Below are 22,236 nucleotides of genomic sequence, written 5' to 3'. Positions count from 1 at the left end.
TCGTGCACCGACCCGACCCGGATCGGGAGGTGGAGGCGGTTCTGGAGAGGGTGGACCCATGAACAGGACAATCGTCAAGACCAGGGAAGCACATGACTTCCTCGCGCTCGTGCCGCAGCTCGCCGGGTTCTTGCCCGAGAAGAGCCTGGTGCTCGTCGCCTTCCGCGGCAACCGCACCTGCGGGGCGATGCGGTTCAACCTGCCCGACCCTGCGGCACCGGAGAAGGTGCTCAAGCGCATCGCCACCACGCTCGTGGGAACGCTCTGCAAGATCCCGGACGTCGACGCGCTGGTGCCCGTCGTCTACAGCGACGAGAACATCGCGGCTGTGGCCGGCCTGCCGCAGGAACGCTTCGTCGAGGTGCTGTGCGCTCGCGCCCGGCTCTCCGGGTTCCTGCTTCGCGACGCCCTGTGCGTGGCCGCCGACGGGTGGGGCTCGTACTTCGACCCGGACTGCCCGGCCGGCGGGCATCCGCTCTGCGCGATCGCCGCCTCCGAGGTGCACCGGGCCATCCCCGAAGAGGTTCGCCGCGACCTCGCGACGCTGCAGAGTCGCGCGGACCTGCCGGCGGTCGACCCGTCGATGAGAGAGCGGCTCGGCCGCCGGCTGGCGCGCTATCAACGCCTCGGTGGCCAGGCCGGCACGGTGCCGGAACTGCTTGAGTTGGCCGGCGACATCCTCGACCCGGTGGTGGCCGCGGAGGCGGCGCTCGATTGTGACCCGCAGAACCTGGGGCTTGACGACGCGGCCGCGTTGCTGTTCCTGATGCAGGGGCCGGCCTGCCGGGACCAGATGATGCTGCAATTCGCCTTCGGAGAGACGGTCGGCCGCAACACGCACTGCCTCAACCTGCGGTATGCCATCCTGCAGCGATCCACGGGGCGGAGCCTGGACGACATCATCGCTGAGGAGCAGTCCGACGGACTCGACAGCCCGCACTCCCGGGTCACGAGCGACCTTATGCTCGGGCTCGGCCGGGAGCGCCCCGACCCCGAACGCATCGAGCCGGCGATCCGACTGCTGAAGGTGCTGGTCGCTCTGGCGCCGCGCACGGCCAGACCGGCGCCGCTGTGCATGCTGGCCTGGCTGTCGTGGGCGATGGGGCGCGGGTCGGTCGCCGGAATCTTCGTCGACCAGGCACTCGCCATTGACCGGCACTACGGCATGGCTGAGCTGCTCCACACCGTTTTCGGTTCGGGGCATTTACCAGACTGGGCGTTCGCGGTCCCTCCGGACGAAACCGAAAACGCCTGAGCCGAATGCCACAATCGGACTTCCGGCGGCAGGTGACCGGCTTCAGGCATCCGGTTGGCCGGTAGCGGCTACAGGTACTTGGGCGCCTCCGACAGCACGCCGTACAGGATGTCGCCGATCTCACTGAATTCGGCCGGGCCGATCGTCAGCGGGGGAGCGAGCTGCACGACGGGGTCGCCGCGGTCGTCGGCACGGCAGTACAGCCCGGCCTCGAACAGCGCCTTGGAGAGGTAGCCGCGCAGCAGGCGCTCAGACTCGGCGTCGTTGAAGGTCTCCTTGGTGACCTTGTCCTTCACCAGCTCGATTCCGAAGAAGTAGCCCTCGCCGCGCACGTCGCCGACGATCGGCAGGGCGAGCAGCTTCTCCAGCTCGGCCCGGAAAAGCGGCGAGTTCTCACGCACGTTCTCGTTGAGCTTTTCCTCCTCGAAGATGTCGAGGTTGGCCATGGCCACGGCCGCGGAAACCGGGTGGCCACCGAATGTGTAACCGTGATAAAAGGTCGTGTCACCGTGCTTGAAGGGCTCGTAGATGCGGTCGCTGATAATGGTGGCGCCGATCGGGGAGTAGCCGCTGGTCATGCCCTTCGCGCAGGTGATCATGTCCGGCTCGATCCCGAAGGTCGTGGACGCGAACATGTTGCCGATGCGTCCGAAAGCGGTGATGACCTCGTCGGCCACCAGCAGCACGTCGTACTGGTCGCAGATCTCGCGCACCCGCTTGAAGTAGCCGGGGGGCGGCGGGAAGCAGCCGCCAGAGTTCTGCACGGGTTCCAGGAACACCGCGGCCACGGTCTCCGGGCCCTCGAACTGAATCATCTCTTCGATGCGGTTGGCGGCCCACAGGCCGAACTTCTCCACGTCGTCGCCGAACCCGGAACCCAGCTCGTCGGCGCGATAGAAGTTGGTGTTCGGGACGCGGAATCCGCCGGGGGTGACCGGTTCGAACATTTCCTTCATGGCCGGGATGCCCGTAATGGCCAAGGCGCCCTGCGGGGTGCCGTGGTAGGCCACGTTGCGGGAGATGACCTTGTGCTTGGTGGGGCGGCCCTGCAGCTTCCAGTAGTACTTGGCCAGCTTGAAGGCGGTCTCCACGGCCTCGCCGCCTCCGGTCGAGTAGAAGACCCGGTTGAGGTCGCCGGGCGCGTTTGCGGCCAGACGATCGGCTAGCTCGATGGCGCTCGGGTGGGCGTAGGACCAGATTGGGAAGAACGCGAGTTCCTCGGCCTGCTTCGCCGCCACCTGGGCGAGCCGCTTGCGGCCGTGGCCGGCGTTGACGGTGAACAGCCCGCTCAGGCCGTCGATGTACTTCTTGCCATTCGAGTCCCAGATGTGGTGGCCGACACCCTTGGTGATGATCGGCACGCCGTGGCCGGATTCGAGCACGGACTGGCGCGAGAAGTGCATCCAGAGGTGGTCTTTCGCCTTCTGCTGCAGGGTGGCGTTCTCTGCATCCGTGTAGACGCGGGGGGTGGCCGACGCCTCGGCTGTGGTGTCGCCGGTGCTGTCGGTGGCAACTTCGGCGGCGACTGCGGTGTCGGACGCGGCGGAGTCGGTGGTGGCTGATGTGATTGTCATTTTCTTACCGTGTTCCCCAGTTGTAGAACTGCTTGTGGAGTTTGAGATAAACGAAGGTCTCGGTGGAGCTGACGCCCTCGAGACCACGGATCTGTGAATTGAGGAGGTCGATCAGCTCGTCGTCGTCCTCGCAGACAACTTCGACCAGCAGGTCGAAGGATCCGGCCGTCAGGACGACGTAGTCGACGGCCGGAATGGCGGACAGTCGGTCCGCGAGCAGTCGAGTGTCCCCGGTCGCGCGGATGCCGATCATGGCCTGGCGGAAGAAGCCCAGCTGCATCGGGTCGGTGACGGCGACGACCTGCATGACGCCGGCATCCGTCAATTTCTGCACGCGCTGTCGCACTGCGGCCTCACTCAGGCCCACCGCCTTGCCGATTTCGGCATACGAGCGTCGGCCGTCGTTCTGGAGCTGCTCGATGATCTTCTTCGAGACCTCATCCAGTGGGGCCGGCCTGCCCGCATTGCGCCCGTTTACGCTCATCCAGCGAGTATGCCAGCGGGAGTGACCTCAGGCAAGCGATTCCGCAGCAATTCACGCCAAACACAACGGAATCCTTGGAAGATTGCCTGGTTCAGGCTCGTTTCCCGCCGCTGGGATGGTCGCTGATGGGGAGGTTCCGCGGGCCATCGAACCACTCGGGAGTCCCTTGAGCGCTCGCGACCTTCGCAATGTCGTCAACGGCGGGCACCGTCGAATTCGTTCGGGACGGAGTTGATCCTCGGCTCGGCTCGGCTCGGATCGACGTGGTGGCCGGAACGGACGTTCATCCCGCGCCGCGGTTCTCTGCTCGATTGCGGCGGCGGCGGGAGCAGTCGCCTGGTCGCGGAGATGCCGCACGGCGGATTCACGCACTCCGGCTACGGTAAAGACGTGTCGATGTACGTGCTCGAGGACTACACGCGAATCACGCGCGCCCTGTCACTTATTGACCACCGACCTGAACGGCCACTGAATCGGCGTCCGAATATTGATCGTCAACGTAACGGAAAGGCACCATTCCCGTGGGGCGCGTCGGATACGAAACCGGTCTCGGCACCGAAGCCGCCTGGACCTTCGTCGTGGGGCGCGGCTTCATCGCCGCACTGCCCGCCGGCACCCCGTCGGGCATCACCCTGACCCTGGCCGCGCTCGTGACGGCACCCCACGTCGAAGCCGAAGAGCTCGTCGCCCTGTTGCCGCTCGGTGGCGAGCACGCCGTCGAGCATTTTGCGGTGATCATTCAGCGCGCTCCCACGGATGAGGACGGCATCCCGGTCTCCGTGGTCGTTCGCGGCGAGGTCGCGGTCGACGTGTACTCGGTCGGTGGGTCGCGCCGGTTCTCGGACGTCAGCATCCGCCCCTGGCTGCTGGCCGACTTCCGGGCCGTGACCGGTTTCACGGTGGGTTCCACCGGGCGACCCGTGGCCTCCTCGCGCGCCCTCGACTCCGGCCGGCCATTCGGGCTCGGATCCGTGTTCGCGAACACGCTGTTCTGGTCGCTGGCAGAGCACAGCCAGGCCGAGGCAGCGCAGGCCGAGGCAGCGCAGGCCGACGCAGCGCAGGCCGACGCTGCGCTGACTGACGCCGGGCTGACCGACGACTCATCTGCCGACGATGCCACGATCGTGCGCTCCGGCGCCCCGGGCCGCGCGGCGGGCGCCGACACCGTTCTCGCCGGCCCGGCCGGGACCGACACCCTGATCACCGACGTGCGGGCGCCCGGGCAGCCCGCGTCCGGGCCTGCGGCCGGCGCACGGGCCCGGGCCGCCGAGGCTCGCTTCGCGTTCCGGCTGCCGAACGGGGAGGAGATCCCGCTGGACCTTCCCTGCCGGCTCGGACGTCGACCGCGAGCGCCGCGCATCAGTGGCGACGCGCCGGTGCGGCTGATCGAGGTTGCCTCGCCCACCTCCGCCGTCTCCGGCACCCACGTGGAAATACGACAGGAGGGCGGCTCTGTCGTCGTCACCGACCTCGGTTCCACGAACGGCACCGTGGTGGCTCCGCCACGCGGGCGCAGGCAACGGCTTCATTCCGGCCAGTCGCTCGCAGTGCTGCCCGGTACGACGGTGCACTTAGGGGACGGTAATATCATCGAGATCCTCCCCGCAGCCGGCAACACGCCCGGTCAGTAATCGCACGGCAATTTCGGAAGGCACAACCGTGACCCAGATTGGTCAAGGCTCAACCGGTTCCATCGTCGTACTTCCGTCGGTGCGGAAGACCGTGACGCTGGCCTGGGCGGCGATCACCGACACCGGGCACCGCCGCCAGATCAACGAAGACAGCCTCGTCGCCGAAATTCCCGTCTTCGCGGTTGCCGACGGCATGGGCGGTCACTCCGCCGGCGACGTCGCCAGCGCCGCCGTCGTGACCCGGCTGGCCGAGCTCGCCGGAACGGACCACGTCGAAGCGGAGGCGATCAACGAAGCGCTCAGCCGTTCCGTCGTCGACATGGCCTCGGGCGAGGGTGTTACCGACCTCGGCACCGGAACGACCGTGACGGGGGCCGCGCTGGCCGTCGTCTCCGGCGAGCCGCAGTGGATCGTGTTCAACATCGGCGACTCCCGGGTGTACCAGCTCACCTCCGGCGTGCTGGAGCAGGTCACCACCGACCACTCCGTGGTCCAGGAGCTTGTGGACGCGGGCCGGATCACCAGGGACGAAGCGGATGTGCACCCGCACGGCAACATCGTCACCCGCGCCGTGGGCTTCCACGAACCGCCCGTGCCCGACTATCGCATCCGCCCCCTGCAGGCCGGAATGCGGCTCCTGATCTGCTCCGACGGCCTGACCAAGGAGCTGACGGCGTACGGCATCCGTCATTTCTTGATCTCCAACCCGCGGGCGGATGACGCGGCCAGGGCTCTCCTGGAAGCCGCGCTCGACAACGGCGGCCGCGACAACGTCACGGTGATCGTGCTCGACGTGGTCGCCGTCGACGATGTCGTACCCCCAGAGTTGGGGTAGTTTTCTAGCGTCCGTCCGGCAGCGAGACACCTAAAATTAGGGGACGCCTGTCGAGTCACCCGGTCGATTTGCGCCTACTCACGCACGACCCGCACTAATGTTGACACCGGGAGGCGACATGGCACGGCGCTTACCCTCCACGCCGCCGAACCTACCGGGATTCTCCTATCTCCGTCCGCTCGGATCCGGCGGTTTCGCCGACGTGTTCCTCTACGAGCAGAACATGCCCAGGCGCCAGGTCGCCGTCAAGGTACTGCTGTCCGAGATCGTCAACGATCACGTGCGTCAGCTGTTCCAGGCCGAGGCCAACCTGATGGCCCAGCTAAGCTCGCATCCGTCGATTCTCACGGTTTTCCAGGCGAGCGTCTCCGCGGACGGTCGACCCTATCTCGTCATGGAGTACTGCTCCTCGACCCTCAGCCAGCGCTACCGTAATGAACCGCTCTCCGTGCCGGATACCCTGCGGATCGGTGTGAAGATAGCGAGCGCCGTCGAGACCGCGCACCGGTCCGGGGTGCTCCACCGGGACCTGAAGCCGTCCAACATCCTGGTCACCGCGTATGGGCACCCGGTGCTGTCGGACTTCGGGATCGCCGCAACCCTCGGCGAGGCCGAGAGGAGCGACGCCATCGGGCTCTCCATTCCGTGGTCGGCCCCTGAGGTGCTGCTCGGCGAGATCTCCGGGTCGGTCGCCTCGGAGGTGTGGTCGCTCGGCGCCACCCTCTACTCGCTCCTGGCCGGTAGGTCCCCGTTCGAGGTGGCCGGTACCGAGAACGGTTCGGCCCAGATGATGGCCCGCATCAACAAGGCCCGCGTGCCGCCGCTCGACCGCGCCGACGTGCCGGCCCGGCTCGGCGCCATCCTGAATCGCTCGATGTCGCGGCGGCCGGAACTGCGGCAGCCGAGCGTGCTGGAACTCATCCGAGAGCTTCAATCGGTGGAGGCCGAACTCGGTCTCGCGCAGACGCCCCTCGAGGTGGAGCAGGACAGCTGGGCCGTCGCTGCCCTCGCCGACCAGGAGGACCGGACCCGGATCACGGGCATCAACTCAGTCGACGCCTACGCCGGCCGCCGCCGCCGGAAGGCGTCGCCAACCGGCCTCGGCGCGCGCTCGGCGACCTCGGCACTGCTGAGTACCGGGCAGCTGACCACCGGCCCGCAGGGGGACACTGTGACCACCCGGCCCAAGAAGCGGAGGCGCACGCTCACGGTATGGGGACTCGTGTCAGCGGCGGTGATCATCGTGGGACTGGCGACCACGGCGACGACCGTGCTGGTGACCCAGGCCGGCACCGACATCCCTCTGGTCAGTGATGTGGATGGCGCGCTCCGCTCCGGAACCATCGTGTTCAGCTGGGCCGACCCCGGGGTCCGGGACGGCGACACGTTCGTGGTGACCCTGCGCAGCGGTCAGAGCAGCATCCAGCGGGGAACGGAATTCCGGGTCGACCCACAGGGACAATCTCGGGTCTGTGCGACCGTCACGGTCAACCGGGACGGCAAGCTCGGTGCTCCGAGCGGGGAAAAATGCGTCGATACCGGCCTTCCGGGCGCGTCCGGCGGCGCCGGGTGATCCGTCGCTGGCTCACCCGCCACCGCTCGCTCTTCGCCACCGCGCTCAGCGGCACCGTGGTCGTGGCCGTCATTGCCACCGTGGCCATCGTCTCCGGTGGGTACACCGCGCAGCGCCTCGACCTCGGAGACGCGGCCGTCTGGGTGAGTAACGAGGCCCGCCAGGTCGTCGGGCGAGCCAATACGGCCGTCTTCGAACTGAACACGGTGGTCAGCGCCGGAAGCACCAGCCTCGACGTGGTGCAACGGGGCGCCACCGTACTGGTGCTGGACCGTGGCAACAGCGCCCTCGACATCCTCGACCCCGCGACCGCGGAGGTGGCCGACAGCGTCGCCCTGCCGCCGGACGCTGCCTCGGTCTTCCTGGCCGGCGACCGGGCGGTGGTCACCGCGAACGGCGACGTCTGGAGCGTGGCCGCGAGCCAGCTCTCCGAGTTCGACAGCACCACTGAGCCGACGCTGGCCTTCGGTGCCGGCTCCGTGGTCAGCGTCGACGAGGCCGGCGTGCTGTTCGCCTTCACGCCGGCGACGGGGGAACTCTCCCAGGTCGACCTGCTCACCGCGGACACCATTACCAGCACGGTCACGCTCACGGCCGGCGAAACGGATGACAGCTACCAGCTGACCAGCGTCGACGGCCGGTGGGCGCTGCTCAACGCGTCGAGCCGGCGACTGTTCCAGGCGGAGGGGGTTGAAGACCTCTCCGGGAGCATCCGTTCCGGGGATGAGCCGGTCCTGTCGGAGCCGAGCGTGACGGGCGACCGCGTTCTCATCGCCCACCGTGAGGGGCTCATTGCGGTGCCCCGTGCCGGCGGACGCCTGACCCCGCTCGTCACCGGCCGGAGCGGAGACGCCGCCGCGCCCGTCGAGGACGCCTCCTGCGCCCATGCCGCCTGGTCGGACGGCACCGTCTGGCGCGACTGCGCGGCGGACGGCGCGGACGGCGCGGAAGGCGGCACCGGAAGCGACGGCGCCACCGCCACCCTGTCCGGCTTCGCCGGGGACGCCCGGCTGGCCTTCCGGCGGAACGGAACCGGACTCGTGCTGAACGACGCCCGCAACGGCACGACCTGGGCAGTGCAGCGGGACAACGAACTGATCGACAACTGGGCCGAACTGATCGACACCGACCCCGATCAGCAGCAGGTCGAGCAGGCGGCTGACGACACCCCGCCGGAGTTCGAGAAGTCCCAGGTGCCACCCGTCGCTGTCGACGACGCTTTCGGCGGCCGGCCGGGACGCACCGTCACCCTGCCCGTGCTGCTCAACGACTTCGACCCCAACGGCGACGTGCTGGTGATCTCGGCGCTCACCCCCGTGCCCGAGTCGGCCGGGCGGCTCGAGCTCGTGGCGGACACTCAGCAGGTGCAGCTGACCCTCACGCCGGAGGCATCCGGATCACTGAGCTTCGACTACACCATCGACGACGGGCGCGGCGGGAGTGCCTCGGCCACGGTCACGGTCGCGGTGCGCTCCCCCGAGGAGAACGCCGCACCCGTGCAGGCCCGCACGACGAACACCACGGTGCGCGCCAGTGGGCGGGTGACCACAGCGGTGCTCGGCGACTGGGTCGACCCGGACGGCGACCCGTTCTATCTGGCGGCGGCGACCGCTCCCGCACCGGACCAGGTCAGCTTCACGCCGGCCGGGTCCGTCGTCTACACGGATGCCGGCGCGGGTGGGGGCGCGAAAACGGTGGGCCTCACCGTCTCCGACGGCCGTGCCGGCGGGGCCGGCGCGCTCTCGGTGATGGTGCGGCCGAGCGGCTCGGTGCCCATCGTCGCCGAGGCGTTCGTGGTGCTTGCGACCGCCGGCAGCGAGGTGACCGTGTTGCCGCTGGAGCATGTGCGCGGCGGATCGGCGCCGCTGCGTCTGAGCAGCGTGCCGGCCAAACCCGAGGTGAACATCACCGCGGACTTCGACGCCGGCACCTTCCGGTTGCAGAGCAGCGTGGTGGGGGTGCACGAGATCGAGTACGCGGTGACGGATGGCGAACTCACCGCCACCGGACGCATCCGAGTGAACGTGACGGCCGCGCCCGACGCCAGCAGCGCCCCCGTCACCGTGCCGCACACCGCCTTCATCCGTGGCCAGCAGGCCACCCTCGTGGACGTGCTCGCCACGGACTCCGATCCGGCCGGTGGGGTGCTTTTAGTGACGGGCATCACGGATGTCCCCGCCGACAGCGGGCTTCGAATCGAGATCCTCGACCAGCGCATCCTGCGCGTGACCCTGACCAAACCCCTCGAGGGCGGAACGGCCGTGTTCGGCTACCGGGTCAGCAACGGCCTCGCCGACGCCGCGGGCACGGTGACCGTGATCGAGATCCCGCCGCCGGCCCAGAAGCAGGCTCCGATCGCCGTGCCGGACTCGATCTCCGTGCGCGTCGGCGACGCCATCGACATCCCCGTGCTCGCGAACGACGAGCATCCCGAGGGTGACACCCTCACCCTGGCGCCGGAGCTCGCGACCGAACTGCCCGCCGGCGGCGGTCTGCTCTTCGTCTCGGGCCGGGTGCTGCGGTTCCTGGCGCCGGACACGGCCGGCAACGTCACCGCCGTCTACCGAGTGAACGCCCCGGACGGCCAGTTCGCGAACGCCGAGGTCAGCATCGCGGTGCGGGAAGCCGATCCCACCTCGAACAGCGCCCCCGTGCCGAAAACCGTGACGGCCCGCGTGCTCGCCGGGGACACGGTGAGCATCCCGATCCCGCTGTCCGGCATCGACCCCGACGGCGACTCCGTGCAACTGGTCGGCCAGGAGACCAGTCCGGAGAAGGGGTCGGTCACGGTCACAGGCGTGGACTCGCTCGACTACACGGCCGGGGAGTACTCGGCCGGCACGGACACGTTCAGTTACTCGGTGGTCGACGCGCTCGGGGCCCGGGCCGTCGGCACCGTGCGGGTGGGGATCAGCCCGCGCCTCGACGGCGCCCGCAACCCGGTCGCCGCTCCGGACGAGGTCGTGGTGCGCCCCGGCAGCACGGTTGCCGTGCGGGTGCTCGGCAACGACTCCGACCCCGACGGCGGCACCCTGAGCATCACCGGCGTGGAGGCGAGCGGCCAGGCGAGCGGCCAGGCCGACCCCGGCACCGCCGTCGTCGACGGCGACACCGTGGCCGTGACCTCACCCGTGACACCGGGTCGCTACGGCTTCATCTATGAAATCCAGAACGTGCGCGGCGGAACGAGTTCCACCTTCCTCACGGTCGTGGTCCGCGAGGACGCCCCGCGCTCGCGTCCGGATGCACGCGACACCCACGTGCCGCTGTCCGACGTGCTCGAGGCCCGGACCGTCGACGTCGACGTGCTGGCCAACGTCTTCTTCGCGGAAGGGCCGGCCGCCGCATTGGCTCTGACGGTGCCCGAGCGTTTCTCGGGAATCGCCGAGGTGACGCCGGCCCGGCGCATCCGGGTCACAGTGGGCCCGACCAGCCAGATCATCCCGTTCGCGGTGGCCCACCCGGAGGACGCGAGCATCGTGTCCTACGCGTTCATCTGGGTTCCCGGGACCGACGACGCCCTACCCCAGGTGCGCCGCGGTGCCCCACCGCTGACCGTGCAGAGCGAGGCGCTGCTCTCCATCGACATCAACGACTACGTCGTCGCGGTCGGCGGAAAAAAGGTGCGCCTCACCGACCGCAGCCTCGTGCGGGCGACGCATTCGGATGGGGCCGACCTGGCCCGGAACGACACCGGCCTCGCGTTCACGAGCACTGACAAATACTTCGGGCCGGCGTCCATTTCGTTCGAGGTCACCGACGGTTCGGGGCCTGAAGACCCGGATGGGCGTACGGCGACCATCGTGCTGCCCATCGAGGTCACGCCCCGCGAGAACCAGCCGCCCGGCTTCAGTGGAGCGGTGCTCGAGTTCGAGCCCGATCAGGAGAAGGTCATCGACCTGCCCCGACTCACCAGTTACCCGTACCCGAACGACCAGCCTGAGCTGGCGTACACCGTGCTCGACCCGCTCCCGACCGGTTTCAGCTACGAGCTCGACGGTCAGACGCTCACCCTGCGCGCCACGGAATCCACCCCGAAGGGCGCGCGGAGCACGATCACGATCGGCGTGCGCGACGGCGTTCAGGAGGGCCGAGCCGGCCGGATCGACCTGCGCGTGGTCGCGTCAACGCGACCCGTCGCCATCCCCGTGACGGATGCCGCGGTCGCTCCCCGCGGTCGCACGACCGTCGTCGACGTGCTCGCGAACGACGGCGCCACCAATCCGTTCCCGTCCGTGCCGCTGCGCGTGCTCGCGGTGCGCGGCCTGGACGGCGGCGCCGTTCCGGCCGGGGTGAGCATCACGCCCAGCACGGACCGAAGTCGGCTGTCGGTCCGGGTGGCCTCGGACGCTGCGCCGACCGACCTGACCCTGCAGTACCAGGTGGCCGACGCGACGAACGACCCTGCCCGCTACGCCTGGGGCACCGTGCGCATCTCGGTGCAGGACAAACCCGATCCGGTGTCCAGCCTGCGCGTCACCGGCTTCTTCGATCGGGGCCTGTCCCTCTCGTTCAACGCCGGGGCCTTCAACAACTCGGCGATCACGGGGTATCAGATTTCTCTCCTCGACGCCGCGTCGGGGGCCGTGCTGTCCACCTCACTCTGCTCAGCGACGTCCTGCCAGGTCGCAACGCCCGGCAACGGCCAGGGCAATGCTCTGCGAGTGTCGGTCGCCGCGCAGAACGGGATCGGGCTGTCCGAGGCGACCGTGCTGTCCGATCTGGTCTGGTCCGACTCGGTGCCGACCGCGCCGACCGGCCTGGTTGCGGAGCCGCTCGACGGCGGGCTGCGCCTGCGCTGGAACATCGTTGCCCCGGTGGGCGGCGGGACGGCGATTCGCGGCTACGTGGTGACCCGGAACGGCGCCGTCCAGGAGGAGGTCAGCGCTTCCGGATCGAGTTGCGCGGCGGGAACCTGCTCTGTCGACGTGATGGGCCTCGTCAACGGCGTGAACACCCCCTTCACGGTCAGTGCCCGCAACGACGCCTACCCGGCTCTGGCCGGTTGGAACAGCGCGGCCGGGAGCGCGACGCCGTTCGGCCCGGCCCGCGCCGGCGCGATCACGGCCAGCGCGGCCGACTCCGCCGGAGCGGTGACCGTGACGTGGGACGGGTTCGACGGTCGCGGCGCCCTCATCGGCGGCTACTTCGTGCAGCGGCTGCGCGAAGATCAGGTTCCCACGGGTGCGCAGGCGTGCACGGTGTCCGCGTCGGGGGAGCTTCGGCCACCGACAGAGGGCGGCATCGTCGCCCAGCAGAGGACGCTCGGCGGCGACGCGACCAGCACCGTGTTCGACAGCCTCCTCGCGGACAACGGCCGCTACTACTTCGCCGTCTGGGGGTACAACAAGGCCGGCTGCGCCCCGACGGCGGTGGCGAGCGTGCTCGTGCGCCCGGCGCCCGGACCGGTCACCGATGTGCAGAGCACCATGGCGGCGCGGGGCGATGCCTGGGATCTGCGCGTCGACGGGATCAACCCGAGTTCGGGCATCCGGGACTACCGGCTGCGCGCGGTCGACGGCTCCGGCGGGGTCGTTCCGAGATCCGAGGTCGTCTTCGGCGGGGCCGGCTGGCCGCGCGAGCTTCTGGGTCTCCCGTTCGGTGAGATCGTGCGTTATCAGGTTTCGGCCTGTACCGACTGGGGCTCGTGCGGGCCGTGGTCGGGCACGCTGACCGCGCCCGAGGCCTCCGTCAGCTTCACCGTGACCGGGCTTGCCTACGACCCGGCCACCGGAGTCATCAGCTGGACCAACGGGCCGCAGAACAACGGCCTTCCCGCCGCCTACAGCTGCTCGGTGCCCGGCGACGCCACGGTGACCCCGCGGGATGCCGACTCCCCGAACACCTGCAGGTTCGGCACCGACGCGCCGCCCCCGCCGGCCGGCACCGTGCTTCTGGCGGTGACCGTGAATAATCAGACCTATACCTATGCGCCGTGAACCAACGAAAGTGATCACCCCATGACGATGACCGCGGAGCAGGCGACCCAGTTCGCCGACGTTTTCGACCGACTGGTGATCGGGGTCGAGCAGGTGCTGCTGGGCAAGCACCACGTCATCCGGATGTCGTTCACCGCGCTTCTCAGCGGCGGACACCTGCTGCTCGAAGATGTGCCCGGTACCGGCAAGACCTCGCTGGCGCGCGCCATCGCACAGAGCGTGCGCGGTACCAGCAACCGGGTGCAGTTCACCCCCGACCTGCTGCCGGGTGACATCACCGGGGTGAGCATTTACGACCAGCGCAGCGGGGCGTTCGAATTCCACCGCGGGCCGGTCTTCGCCAACATCGTGCTGGCGGACGAGATCAACCGGGCCAGCCCGAAGACCCAGGCCGCGTTGCTCGAGGTGATGGAGGAGGGTCAGATCACCGCCGACGGCGTCACCCACCCGGTGGCGGCCCCGTTCATGGTGATCGCCACCCAGAACCCGATCGAGCAGGCCGGCACATACCGGCTACCCGAGGCGCAGTTGGACCGATTCATCATGAAGGCCTCCATCGGCTACCCGGACCACGCCTCGACCATTCGCATCCTCGAAGGTGCCGGGCAGCGCGCGCACGAGGCGACCGTGCCCCCGGTGGTGTCCGCGGCGACCGTCGTCGAACTCGCCGCCCTGGCCCGCACCGTCTACGTCGACGCCACCATCAACGACTACGTGGCGCGACTGATCGACGGCACCCGCACGAGCTCCGAGGTGCGGCTGGGCGTCAGCGTGCGCGGGGCGCTCGCGCTGATCCGCACCGCGAAGACGCTCGCCGCCGCGAACGGCCGCCACTACGTGGTGCCCGACGACATCAAGGAGCTGGCTGACGCCGTGCTCGCGCACCGGCTCGTGCTCGACCCCGAAGCCGAATTCGACGGCGTCACCGCCTCCAGTGTGATCGCCCGGGTACTGATCGAGACTCCGCCGCCCAGCGACAGGCAGGCTGCGTGACGCAGATCGCGCCGGGTCCGGGCGCAGGCACAGCTACCGTGCCTGCGCTGCTCGTGCCCGCGCCGCCCGCTGCTCTGCCGGTCAAAGTCTCCGGTGACGGTCGGCTGGCCGACTTCGTCGCGGCGGGAGTCCGGTTCGGGCGGGAATGCGGCGCTCGTGTCGCCGGCACCCTGCGTGCCGTCTTGTCCGTGGTCACCCCGCTCGGCTGGGCCGTCCTGGCGGTCGTGGGGGTCTCGTTCCTGTTCGGCTATGCGCTGGGCTGGACCGAGCTGATCGTGGTCGGCTGGACCGGGCTCGTGCTCCTGGTGGCGGCATCCTGTTTCCTGATCGGTCGGAACGCGTTCGAGATCCACCTGCACCTGACCGTGGATCGGGTGGTCGTGGGGGAGCGGGTGCCCGGCCAAGTGAGCGTGCGGAACCCGACCCGCCGGAGGCTGCCGGGCGTGGGCGTCGAGGTGCCGGTCGGCTCCGGGCTGGCCGAATTCTCGATGCCGAGCCTCGCCCGCGGCGAGGACTTCTCGGACGTCTTCATCGTGCCGACCCGCAGACGCGGCGTGATCCCGATCGGGCCGGTGCGGACGGCGCGCGCCGACCCGATCGGGCTGCTGCGCCGGGAGATCGTCTGGGCCGAACAGGTCTCGCTGTTCGTGCACCCGCGTACGGTCTCGATCCCGAGCATGAGCACGGGCTTCATCCGTGACCTTGAGGGCAATCCCACCCGCGACCTGACCAACAGCGACGTCTCGTTCCACGCGCTGCGCGAATACGTGCCTGGCGATGAGCGGCGCACCATCCACTGGAAGAGCACCGCGAAGACCGGCCGCTATATGGTGCGCCAGTTCGAGGAATCCCGCCGCAGCCACCTCATGGTCGCTCTCAGCCTGGCGGAGTCCGACTATGCCGGCGAGGACGAATTCGAGATGGCCGTCAGCGTCGCCGGCAGCCTGGGGGTGCGGGCCATCCGCGACGCGCGCACGGTCTCCGTTGTCGCCAGTGCGGTGCCGCCGGACTCCAGCCGACAACGGATGCCGGGACTCCGTCCGCTGAGCACCCTCACCCGCACCCGGCTGCTCGACGATCTGAGTGGCGTGGAGCGCTCCCTGGCCGCCCTGCCGGTCGGCGAGCTGGCCAGGGCCGCAGCGGACACCGTGGCCGGCATCTCGGTGGCCTTCCTGGTGTGCGGGTCGGCCACCACCCTCACCCAGGTGCGCACGGCCGCTAGCCGTTTCCCGGCCGGTGTCGACGTGGTCGCCGTGATCTGCGCCCCGGAAACCGTCCCCAGCCTCCGCCGCGTGGCCGAGCTGAGTGTGCTTACCATCGGCTACCTCGACGACCTCCAGCACAGTCTCGCCCGAACGAAGGCGGCATGAGCGCACGGGGGGTGAGGAAGGGTGGCGCGCGCCGAGACGGGATGGCGGTCCGCAGCATCCGCCTGGACTGGCGCTTCATCGTCGGCAACACCGTCGGGCTGCTCCTGGCGACCCTGATCGCGAGCGCCTCGCTCTGGCCGGTTTATCAGAGCCGCGAGTTCATCGTGTTGGTCGGCGTCACCTTCGGGCTGGGTACCGTCGTCGCCATACTGGGGGCGCTGTTCCGCTGGGGCACCTGGCTGGTGGCGCTTTCCACCGTGGGGGTCTACCTTCTCGCCGGGGTGCCACTGGCCGTTCCCGGTCGGGCGGTGCGCGGCATCCTGCCCACCCCGGACGGCCTGCTCGACCTGCTCGCCGCGACCGCGCTGAGCTGGAAACAGCTCGTCACCATCGTGCTTCCGGTCGGTTCCTATCAGGCGCTGCTCGTGCCAGCCTTCATCCTGGTGCTACTCAGCACCGTGATCGGGCTGTCGGTCGCCCTCCGCGCCCCGGTCGGCGAGCTCGGCACACTGGCCCCCGCCACCCTGTTCGTCAGCGGCATCGTGCTGGGGCCGACGGTCGCGACCATGCCGATCGGAACCGGTCTCGGCCTCTTCGTCGTGCTCCTGCTCTGGCTGCTCTGGTTTCGCTGGATGCGCCGCCGTTCCGGCGTGCGGCTCGCCCTGCAGCAATCCCGCCGCAGCACGGCGTCGTCGTCCGACCGGCGGCTCGCGGCGGCCCGCGGGCTGGTCAGCGCCGCCGTGATCGTGGCGGTGGCGATCGCCGCCGGAACCGGGGCCGCGGTCGTGCTGCCGGTCGACGTGCCGCGCGACGTGCTGCGCGCTCGGGTGCAGCAGCCGTTCGACCCTCGGGCCTACCCGAGCCCGCTGAGCGAGTTCCGCGGTTACCTGCAGGCCGGGCGGGCGGATGCGGTGCTCCTCGAGGTGACCGGCCTCCCGAGCGGCGGCCGCCTCCGCCTGGCCACCCTGGACAGCTACGACGGGATCGTCTACTCGGTCGGCAGCGACCAGGTCAGCAGCGCGTCCGGCTCCTTCACCCGGTTGCCGGACCGTCTCGACCAGTCCCTGGTCGACGGCGACCCGGCCACCCTCATGGTGACCGTCGAGGGCTACACCGGCGTCTGGGTGCCCGGCGCCGGCCAGCTCGAACGCATCACGTTCACCGGCCCCACCCGGATCCTGCGCTCCGACTCCTTCTACTACAACGACAACAGCGGCACGGCCGCGGTGCTCACCGGGCTGGTCCGGGGCGATAATTACCGGAGCGTGGGCGTCATCCCGCGGTCACCGGACAGCCTGGCCGACCTGCGCCCCGGCAGCGCCGTGCTGCCTGCGCCCGCCGTTCTGCCGGACGAGGTCGAACAGGCGCTCGCCCGCTACGTGCAAGCCGGCGACCCGCCCGGTGTGCAGCTGCAGGCCATGCTCGACGGCCTGAAAACGGATGGTTACATCAGCCACGGTATCCTCCCGGACGAACCGGCGAGCCGGTCCGGGCACGGCGCCGACCGCATCAGCGAGCTGTTCACCGACCAGCCCATGCTCGGCGACGCCGAGCAGTACGCCGTGGCCGCGGCCCTGATGGCGCGCCGGCTCGGCTTCCCGGCCCGGGTCGTCATCGGCTTCGTGCCGCAGGCGGCCGCCGAGGCCGAGGCGGTCCCCGTCGTCGGTTCCGACATCTCGGCGTGGATTGAGGTTTCCTCCACCGAGGGCTGGGCCACGATCGATCCGAATCCGGCCGTGCGGGACATCCCGGCTCGGGCCCCCGATGACCCGTCGGTGGTTTCCCGGCCACAGTCGGTTGTGCCCCCGGCCCTCCCCGACCCGGTGGAACTGCGCGAGCCAGCCCCGCCGGAGAGCACCAGCAACGACCCGCCGGAACCGCCCAACCCGCTGCTGGTCTTCCTGCTCGCCGCGGCGACCGTCGCCGCCTGGACACTCCTCGGTCTCGGCGTGCTGATCTCACCCCTCCTGCTGATCGCCCTGGCCAAGGCACGCAGGCGTTACCTGCGCCGCACCCGGTCCACACCGCTCGACCGGATTCGGGGCGGCTGGCGAGAATTCGCCGACGCCGCCGTGGACCACGGCATCGATGTTCCGGTGGGGGCGACCCGCACGGAACTGGCCGCGCTGGTGCCGGGAGCGGAACCTCTGACTCTGGCGGTCGCCGTTGACCGTGCCGTGTTCTCCCCGGAACGGCCGGGCAATGCCGCCGCCGAGGACGTGTGGACCGCGGTCACCGACCTGCGCCGCTCGCTCAACGCGGGGAGCAGGCGCACCGACCGGCTTCGGGCCCTCGTGTCGTTGCGTTCGCTGGGTCGGTACGCTGGAGGGGCATCCGTTCACCGAACAGCCCCGCGCGGGAGCGGCCCTGCACCGGGAGGAGCCCACCCATGAACTGTCTGATCTGCGGTGCGCAGCTTCCCGTCGGCGCCATGTTCTGCGGCGAATGCGGCAGCTCGAGCACAGCCACCCCGCTAACCCGGAAGCGACCGGACCCTCGGCCCAGCGACACAACGGTCATCCTGCCGCTCCGTCGGCGCTCCGTGATCTCGGTGCCGGTCGTGTCGGTGCCGGTCGTGTCGGTGCCGGTCGTGGTGCCGGTCGTGTCCGCCCCGGTCGAGTTCCCGGTTGTCTCGGCTCCGGTTGACGTCCCGGCTGATATTCCAGTCGTCGCCGTTCCGGTGGAGGCTTCCGCCCCCGTGCCGGTCCAGGCTCCGGAACCCGCCCCCGTGCCGCTCCAGGCTCCGGAACCCGCCCCCGCCCCTTCCGCGTCCCTGTTCGTGCTCCAGTTCAGCACGGGGGAGACGATCTCGGCCCTCGGCACCGGCCTGATCGGACGCCGGCCGCTGCCCCAGCCGACCGAACGCGTCGACATCCTGGTGCAGATCAACGACCTCGGCCGTTCGGTGTCGAAGAGCCACCTCGAGTTCGGCCAGCACGACGGCGAGTTCTGGGTCAGTGACCGGTTCTCGGGCAATGGCACCATCATCCGTCGCCCGGATGCGGTGGCGGTGCGCTGCGAACCCGGCCGGCGCTACCTGGTGCCGCGTGGTTCCCGGGTCGAGATCGCGGACCAGTTCTTCATCCTCAACTAGTCCCTCACCATTTGACCCTTCCCGGCCAGATCAGTGCGCCCAATGACCGTGGGCGCTGAAGGTCCGCGGATTGGGGTGTTCCAAGGCGGTTATGCCGGGTGCCGGTGCCGCACCGAGCCGCCGCCGCTGCGGACGCAGTCGACCCGAAAGAATTCGACCCGAAAGAATTCGACCCCAACGAATTTGACCCCAACGAATTCGACGGAGATTTCGCCCAAACAGCGGAAATACTCCGCAGAAGCAGTTCAGACGAAATTATCCGTCGAATTGGTTCGACGCTGTGAGCGACGCAACCGATCGATCCGGACTCACTGCGCCGGCTCCTCCCCAACCCTACCGGCCGTCATCCCGGTACGGATGCCGGCGCGTGCGGTTGCGCCTGCCCCCGGAGTGATGGGCTGACGCGGTGATCCGAGCCGATGTCCCGCTGACCCTCCCCACCCGTCCGGCCGACCTGCCGCCGCCTGGCTTCCCGCTGATCGCGAGCGTGGCGCCGCTGGCCGCGGCCGGGGCGATCTGGCTGATCACGGGCTCGGCCTTCGTGCTGATCTTCGCGGTACTCGGCCCGGTCATCGCCGTGGCCGGCATGCTCGACGCGCGGCGCACGGGCCGCCGCGTCCGGCGCACCAACGCCCTCGACCAGGAGCGGGCACTGGCGACACTGCGGGCCGAGGTGGCCCTGCGCCACGAGGAGCTGCTTCGCGCGCACTGGCGGCGCACGCCCTCGGCCAACAGCATCGTCGCCGCCCCGCACGCCGCCATCCGTTGGACCGATTCGGGAGCAGACGTGAGCCTGGGCTCCGGTGCGGTGCCCAGCGGGCTACGCCTCGACGGTGGTGCCGCTCCCGACGAGCATCGCGACGTGCGCGACTGGGCGGCCACACTCACCGAGGCACCGATCGATGCCGATGCCGGCGGTGGTATCGGCATCGTCGGACCGCTGTCGCTCGGGCAGGCGCTGGCCCGCGGCCTGTTGGTGCAGCTGGCCTGCTCCCTGGCCCCAGACCAGGTCGGACTCACCGTGCCTGATCGCGGTTGGGAATGGTCGGTCGCCCTCCCGCACGACACCGGGCCGTCCTGCGCCCGCCGCCTCGTGATCTGCCAGGCGCCGTCGGGCCAGGCGCCGTCGGGCGGGGCGCCGTCGGGCGGGGCACCCTGGGGGCCACCCCCGGTGTCGGGGTTGGTCATCGCCCTGGCCGGCACTCTCGCCGAATTGCCGTGGGGCTGCGACACCATCGTGCGGGTGCAGGGTCCCGGCCGGGCCGAGGTGCTGCGCTCCAGCGTGCATGCCTGGGGGAGTGGCTTCCGGCCCGAGCTGATCACCGTCGAACAGGCGATCGTGGTCGCCCGCGTGCTACGAGCCCGGGCCGCGGCGGCTGGACTGGTCCAGAATGCGCGGCGAGTCCCCGCATCCGTTGCCCTTGGCGAGCTCTCCGGCTTCCAGCCCGGATATCGGGCACCGCATGGGCAGACCCAATCGCGGAACCTCCGCTGCGTCATCGGGGTGGGAGAAGCGGGGGAGGTGTCGCTCGACCTGGTCGGGGCAGGGCCGCACGCAGTCGTCGGCGGCACGACCGGCAGCGGCAAGAGCGAACTGCTGGTGACCTGGGTGGCGGCGATGGCGGCGGTGGCCGGCCCCGACGAAGTGACGTTCCTGCTGGTTGATTTCAAGGGTGGGGCCGCGTTCGGCCCGCTCTGCGCCCTTCCCCACTGCGTGGGTCTGATCACCGACCTGGACGTGCACCAGGCCGCCCGGGCGCTGACCAGCCTGGCCGCCGAGCTGCGGTATCGCGAACGCGTACTCGGGCGTGCCGGCGCGCGTGACATCGTGGACCTGCGGATGCAGGATGCCGGCGGGGTGCTTCCGCGGCTCGTGATCGTGGTTGACGAATTCGCGACCATGCTCACCGCATTCCCCGACCTGCACGCTCTGTTCGTCGACATAGCCGCGCGGGGCCGGTCGCTGGGCGTGCACCTGATCCTCTGCACCCAGCGGCCCACCGGTGTGGTGCGTGACGCCCTGCTCGCCAACTGCACGCTTCGGGTGTCGCTGCGGGTGAACAACCGCGCCGACAGCGTGGCGGTGCTGGGCACGGATGCCGCAGCGGCCCTCGGCGCGGACCAAGCCGGCCGCTGCCTGATCGCCGCGGACGCCTCGGGGCCCGTGCTCTGCCAGGTGGCGACGACCTCGCCGCGCGAGATCCGCTCCCTCGCAGCGGCGGACGCCGAGGCGCCGAACCCTCGGCGCCCCTGGCTCGACCTGCTACCTCAGACGGTGAGCCGCGAGGACCTCCTCGCCCTCGTCGCGGGCGGAACGGCGGTCGACGAGAGCGCGTTCGGCGGCGCCGCGGTGGCGGCCGGGCACGACCGTGCTGCTTCCGACGCTCGTGCCGCGCCCGGTGGTCTGCTGGGCTTGCTCGACGAGCCGGAACTGCAGCGTTACCGGGTGGCCCGCTACGAGCCGATCGCCGAGGGCAGCCTGCTCGTGCTCGGCGGTCCACGCTCGGGCAAGTCAACGGCGCTGGCGTCGGTCGCGGCGGGGTTTGCGACCGTTGGCGATGCCGTGCTGCTCGGGGCGAACGTCGAGGCGGTGTGGGACTGCCTCGTCAAGGCGCGCCGGTGCCTCGACGCCGGCGGGAGTCCGGCTGCCCGGCTGCTGCTACTCGACGACTTCGATAGCGTGCACGCCCGCTGGGACCAGGAGCACCGTTCGGCGGCCCTCGAACTGCTCGCCGGGCTGATCCGCGACGGCGCGGAGGGCGGCCTGCGGATCGTCATCGCCGCGCAAAGGCTCACCGGCTCGCTGCAGTCCCTGCCTGCCCTGTGCCAGAGACGGTTGGTGTTGCGCCTGTCCGATGTCGCCGAGCACGTCGCGGCCGGAGGAGTGGCTGCCCTGTTCGACGACCGCCTTCCGCCCGGCGGCGGGAGCTGGCAGGACCATCGCATCCAGCTCCTCGCGCCGGAGCAGAGCGGTGCAATCCCGGATGTCGCGGCGCAACGGGACATCGAGCCACTCGCGGATGCCGCCGCGCTCCTGGGGCGGCCCGGGCAGACCCTTCTCGTCGTGTCGGGCTCGCCGTCCCGCTCGGCCGCAGTGCTGGGAACGGTTCCCGGCGCGCGGGTCGTCGACCTCGCCGCGGTGTCCCACGACGAGTTGGCGGAGGCCGCGCAGGCAGGCCCGCCGCTCCGGCTGAGCGGGTCACAATCAGGCACCGCCTTCGTCGGCGACGTGGACGCGTGGCAGGCGCAGTGGTCCCTGCTGGGTGCCCTGCGCCCGCACGCGGACCTGGTCTTCGACGGCTGCAGCCTGGCCGACTACCGGGCCATCAGCCGACGCCGGGACCTGCCTCCGCCGTTGGCACCCAACCAAGGTCGGGTGTGGGTATTGCGCCCGGACGGCGCCGTGCACCGGGCCACGCTGCGGGCCCCCGTCGTGTAGCCGCCGGTCGTGTAGCCGCCGGCCGCGAAGCCCCGCAGCACGGTCCCGC

General features: G+C 70.1%; 13 protein-coding genes. 11 read left to right on the top strand and 2 right to left on the bottom strand.

Annotated features, from left to right (window positions below; all coding sequences use genetic code 11):
- Window positions 1-58 precede the first annotated feature (58 nt).
- Window positions 59-1,255 carry a DUF4192 domain-containing protein gene (locus E3O62_RS12930; RefSeq protein ID WP_134398765.1) on the top strand — a complete coding sequence of 399 codons (1,197 nt, stop codon included), beginning with the start codon at window positions 59-61 and terminating at the stop codon, window positions 1,253-1,255.
- A 68-nt stretch (window positions 1,256-1,323) separates the two neighbouring features.
- Here E3O62_RS12930 and E3O62_RS12925 read toward each other — a convergent pair whose 3' ends face one another.
- Together E3O62_RS12925 and E3O62_RS12920 are read right to left on the bottom strand one after the other, a co-directional pair.
- Entirely contained in the window at window positions 1,324-2,829 is a 1,506-nt protein-coding gene (locus E3O62_RS12925; RefSeq protein WP_134396425.1) for an aspartate aminotransferase family protein, read from the bottom strand.
- 4 nt (window positions 2,830-2,833) lie between these two features.
- Complete coding sequence (locus E3O62_RS12920) at window positions 2,834-3,313, bottom strand: Lrp/AsnC family transcriptional regulator (RefSeq protein ID WP_134396423.1); 480 nt, start codon at window positions 3,311-3,313, stop codon at window positions 2,834-2,836.
- 521 nt (window positions 3,314-3,834) lie between these two features.
- Here E3O62_RS12920 and E3O62_RS12915 point away from each other — a divergent pair.
- The 10 genes from E3O62_RS12915 to E3O62_RS12870 all read left to right on the top strand — a co-directional run bounded on the left by E3O62_RS12915 (window position 3,835) and on the right by E3O62_RS12870 (window position 22,187).
- Window positions 3,835-4,944 carry an FHA domain-containing protein gene (locus tag E3O62_RS12915; protein ID WP_166786482.1) on the top strand — a complete coding sequence of 370 codons (1,110 nt, stop codon included), beginning with the start codon at window positions 3,835-3,837 and terminating at the stop codon, window positions 4,942-4,944.
- Between the two features lie 28 nt (window positions 4,945-4,972).
- Window positions 4,973-5,779, top strand: a complete 807-nt coding sequence (locus E3O62_RS12910; protein ID WP_134398763.1) for a PP2C family serine/threonine-protein phosphatase — start codon at window positions 4,973-4,975, stop codon at window positions 5,777-5,779.
- Window positions 5,780-5,897: 118 nt separating this feature from the next.
- Window positions 5,898-7,352, top strand: coding sequence for a serine/threonine-protein kinase (locus E3O62_RS12905; protein ID WP_134398762.1), 1,455 nt, complete (start codon window positions 5,898-5,900; stop codon window positions 7,350-7,352).
- Entirely contained in the window at window positions 7,349-13,291 is a 5,943-nt protein-coding gene (locus E3O62_RS16630; RefSeq protein WP_166786481.1) for an Ig-like domain-containing protein, read from the top strand. The genes E3O62_RS12905 and E3O62_RS16630 overlap by 4 nt, the downstream gene beginning before the upstream one ends.
- A gap of 21 nt (window positions 13,292-13,312) precedes the next feature.
- Window positions 13,313-14,284, top strand: a complete 972-nt coding sequence (locus tag E3O62_RS12895; protein ID WP_134398761.1) for a MoxR family ATPase — start codon at window positions 13,313-13,315, stop codon at window positions 14,282-14,284.
- A complete protein-coding gene (locus E3O62_RS12890; RefSeq protein WP_241973484.1) occupies window positions 14,281-15,654 on the top strand; it encodes a DUF58 domain-containing protein in 1,374 nt (457 codons plus the stop codon). The genes E3O62_RS12895 and E3O62_RS12890 overlap by 4 nt, the downstream gene beginning before the upstream one ends.
- Window positions 15,651-18,047, top strand: a complete 2,397-nt coding sequence (locus E3O62_RS12885) for a transglutaminase domain-containing protein (protein ID WP_241973483.1) — start codon at window positions 15,651-15,653, stop codon at window positions 18,045-18,047. Before E3O62_RS12890 ends, E3O62_RS12885 begins: the two co-directional genes overlap by 4 nt.
- Window positions 18,044-18,748 (top strand): FHA domain-containing protein, encoded by a 705-nt coding sequence (locus tag E3O62_RS12880; RefSeq protein WP_241973482.1) that lies wholly within the window; start codon window positions 18,044-18,046, stop codon window positions 18,746-18,748. The genes E3O62_RS12885 and E3O62_RS12880 overlap by 4 nt, the downstream gene beginning before the upstream one ends.
- 98 nt (window positions 18,749-18,846) lie before the next feature.
- Complete coding sequence (locus tag E3O62_RS12875) at window positions 18,847-19,032, top strand: hypothetical protein (RefSeq protein WP_134398760.1); 186 nt, start codon at window positions 18,847-18,849, stop codon at window positions 19,030-19,032.
- Between the two features lie 122 nt (window positions 19,033-19,154).
- Window positions 19,155-22,187 carry an FtsK/SpoIIIE domain-containing protein gene (locus E3O62_RS12870; RefSeq protein WP_134398759.1) on the top strand — a complete coding sequence of 1,011 codons (3,033 nt, stop codon included), beginning with the start codon at window positions 19,155-19,157 and terminating at the stop codon, window positions 22,185-22,187.
- The last annotated feature ends 49 nt before the right edge of the window (window positions 22,188-22,236 follow it).

The sequence above is a fragment of the Cryobacterium sp. TMT2-15-1 genome (assembly GCF_004402345.1).
GTDB classification, from domain to species: Bacteria; Actinomycetota; Actinomycetes; order Actinomycetales; family Microbacteriaceae; genus Cryobacterium; species Cryobacterium sandaracinum.
The sequence above is the reverse complement of the archived record's forward strand: the minus strand, read 5'-3'. Positions and strand labels throughout refer to the sequence as shown.

Excerpts from the sequence above, each read along its gene's own strand:
- E3O62_RS12930 (WP_134398765.1), top strand. The coding sequence starts at position 59 with ATGAACAGGACAATCGTCAAGACCAGGGAAGCACATGACTTCCTCGCG.
- E3O62_RS12925 (WP_134396425.1), bottom strand. The coding sequence starts at position 2,829 with ATGACAATCACATCAGCCACCACCGACTCCGCCGCGTCCGACACCGCA.
- E3O62_RS12920 (WP_134396423.1), bottom strand. The coding sequence starts at position 3,313 with ATGAGCGTAAACGGGCGCAATGCGGGCAGGCCGGCCCCACTGGATGAG.
- E3O62_RS12905 (WP_134398762.1), top strand. The coding sequence starts at position 5,898 with ATGGCACGGCGCTTACCCTCCACGCCGCCGAACCTACCGGGATTCTCC.
- E3O62_RS12895 (WP_134398761.1), top strand. The coding sequence starts at position 13,313 with ATGACGATGACCGCGGAGCAGGCGACCCAGTTCGCCGACGTTTTCGAC.
- E3O62_RS12885 (WP_241973483.1), top strand. The coding sequence starts at position 15,651 with ATGAGCGCACGGGGGGTGAGGAAGGGTGGCGCGCGCCGAGACGGGATG.
- E3O62_RS12880 (WP_241973482.1), top strand. The coding sequence starts at position 18,044 with ATGAACTGTCTGATCTGCGGTGCGCAGCTTCCCGTCGGCGCCATGTTC.